The sequence below is a fragment of the Paraburkholderia sp. genome (assembly GCF_036488505.1).
GTDB lineage: Bacteria > Pseudomonadota > Gammaproteobacteria > Burkholderiales > Burkholderiaceae > Paraburkholderia.
The window spans coordinates 1-2582 of record NZ_DASXHN010000395.1; the positions used below are offsets into that span (position 1 = coordinate 1).

Here is a 2582-nt window from a genome sequence, read left to right on the forward strand (position 1 = left end):
CGTCTTTGAAAACCCGGACGACGACGAGCAGGACCCGTTGCTCGCGGGCGCGAGCGCGCCGACCGGCGGCCGCATTGCCGAAGGCATGGACGCGCTGCGCCGCCTCGTGCGCGTCGATCAGAAACCGATCGGCCGCACGCCCCGTTCCAATCTCGCCACCTACACGGGCCTCTTCGACCACGTCCGTAAGCTGTTCGCCGACGCGCCGCTGGCTCGCAAGCGCCGCTACGGCGCGGGCCGCTTCTCTTTCAACGTGGCGCAAGGCCGTTGCCCGACGTGTGAAGGCGAAGGCTTCGTCAGCGTCGAACTACTGTTCCTGCCAAGCGTCTATGCGCCGTGCTCGACGTGCGACGGCACGCGCTACAACCCGCAGACGCTGGAAGTTACATGGCGCGACAAGAACATCGCCGAGGTGCTCGGCTTGACCGTCGACGCCGCCTGCGATTTCTTCGCCGACGAAGCCGGCGTGATGCGCGCACTGAAAGTGCTGCGTGACATCGGCCTTGGCTATCTGCGGCTCGGTCAGCCCGCCACCGAACTGTCCGGTGGCGAAGCTCAGCGCATCAAGCTCGCCACCGAACTGCAACGCGCGCAACGCGGCGACACGCTCTATATCCTCGACGAACCGACCACCGGCCTGCATCCCGCCGACGTCGACCGGCTGATGGTGCAACTCCAGGGACTCGTGGATGCCGGCAACACCGTCGTCGTGGTGGAGCACGACATGCGGGTGGCCGCACAAAGCGACTGGGTTGTCGACGTCGGCCCGGGCGCCGGCGACGCCGGCGGCAAGATCGTGGCGAGCGGCACACCGGCCCAGGTCGTGCGCGCGAGGGAAAGCCGCACCGCCGAGTATCTGCGGCAGCACCTCGTAGCATGAAAAAAGCGTGCACGCTAGCGAGCGCCGCGCTTGTCTTTCAGGAAGTCGATTAGCGCGCGCGGTTTGAGCAGCATTTGCGCGCAGTTCGCCCAGTAGAGACAGAAAACCGGTCGCTTAGGCCTCAGCTCGGCATCGCCCACCAAGTGATAGCGTCGCGGTTCACCTTGGCCCCAGGAGTAGTCAACGCTGCCGCGCGCCGTTGTCGACTGCAACCGTTTGCGCCCAAACTGCCCCGAAGACAAAGGCGACATGCTGAGAATCCCTTCGCTATTCCTTCGCCGCCTCAACCAACACACGATCCCCGTCGCGTCGCACGTCACAGCGCCGCGGTCCGGCTCGTGCGCCCCGCCCGCGCTGCAAACGCGTAGCCGTTCTTGCCGTCGCGCTTGACCTGATACATCGCCTCGTCAGCCGCGGCGACGAGACGGCGGTGGTCGCTGACGCCATCGGGAAAGCTCGCGATGCCGATACTCGCGCGTACGCGGCCGATTTCCATCTGTTCATCGATGAAGACCACGCAGCCGATCAGCCGCCGCGCGATATCGGCCAGTTCCATCTCGTTTGAGAACGCCCGCACCAGCACCGCGAATTCGTCGCCGCCAATCCGCGCGACGAGATCGGTCTTGCGAACCGACGCGCGAAAACACGTCGCGACTCTGGCGAGAAATGCGTCGCCGGTCGGATGCCCGAACGAATCGTTGACCTGCTTGAAACCGTCGAGATCGATGTACAGCACGGCGATCCGGTGCGGCGCCTCCCCGTCGCGCGCACGCGCCGCGGCTTCATCGAGCGCGGCCAGCAGCCGGCGGCGGTTCGGCAGGCCGGTCAGCGAATCGTGCAGCGACGCATGCTCGAATTCTTGCGACTGCCCGGCCAGTTGGCGGTTGCGCTTCGCGTACATGCCGAGCGCGGTGATCAGCATGCAGAACAGCAGCGCGGCGAGCGCGATCAACATGTGCGCGACGTGCGAGACGCGCAGCCGCGCATCAGCGCTGTACGCATCGCGCTGCGCGTGCCAGTACGCGGAGACGCTCGCCAGCGTCGCGCCCGCCGCCTCCGGAGCGAGGTTCGCGTTCAGCCTCGCGGGTGAATCATGCATCGTCGACGATGGGCTCGCATTCACCAGCGCCGCGAGCGATGCGAAGCGCCGCGCGAATTCGGCGCGCGCGTGCCTGTAGCCGTCGACAAAGGGCGCGTTGCGGCTGGACGCGGGCTCGAGCATCCGTTGCCAGATGCTCACCTGTTCGCGCGCGCTGTCGGCGCGGTCGGCGGCTTCGAGCACGAGGCTCGCATATTCCTGTTTCAACTGGTCGGAGAAGATCGTGCGCACCTGCATCGCCAGATACAGCACGCCGATCAGCAGGCACAGCAGCGCGGCCACCGCGATGGTCGCGGGGCCCGGTCTTAATCCCGGCGTCAGTGGTCGTCTCGATGCTGGAGTCGCCCCGGAATCCGGACGCCGCGCCGGCGCGCGCGCGAGCGCGTCGCGATGACCCTCCGTACATCCGCAGGCGCGCTCAGGGGTGCGAGTAGATGTCTTGTTGTTGCTGGCGTCCACTGCCATGTTGCGGGTAGCTCACTCGTCGAAAGAATTGCCCCATGCGCGCAAACAGACTGCTGCTCTTATGCTTTGCGTTCGACGGCGCCGCACGCCGGTCCTGCGCGAGCTTGCCGTTCCTGGCGGCGCGGTTGGATGCGTGCT

General features: G+C 66.5%; 1 protein-coding gene and 2 pseudogenes. 1 reads left to right on the plus strand and 2 read right to left on the minus strand.

The features are described from left to right. A pseudogene (locus VGH68_RS22985) lies at positions 1–880 on the plus strand (excinuclease ABC subunit A); the annotation flags it as partial. 316 nt (positions 881–1196) lie between these two features. Here the strand turns inward: VGH68_RS22985 and VGH68_RS22990 are convergent. Together VGH68_RS22990 and VGH68_RS22995 are read right to left on the minus strand one after the other, a co-directional pair. Next, positions 1197–2444 carry a GGDEF domain-containing protein gene (locus tag VGH68_RS22990; protein ID WP_331606010.1) on the minus strand — a complete coding sequence of 416 codons (1248 nt, stop codon included), beginning with the start codon at positions 2442–2444 and terminating at the stop codon, positions 1197–1199. Next, positions 2398–2582, minus strand: a pseudogene (locus tag VGH68_RS22995) (hypothetical protein); the annotation flags it as partial. The gene VGH68_RS22990 and the pseudogene VGH68_RS22995, both read right to left, overlap by 47 nt.

Coding starts and splice junctions, on each gene's coding strand:
- VGH68_RS22990 (WP_331606010.1), bottom strand. CDS start 2,444: ATGGCAGTGGACGCCAGCAACAACAAGACATCTACTCGCACCCCTGAG.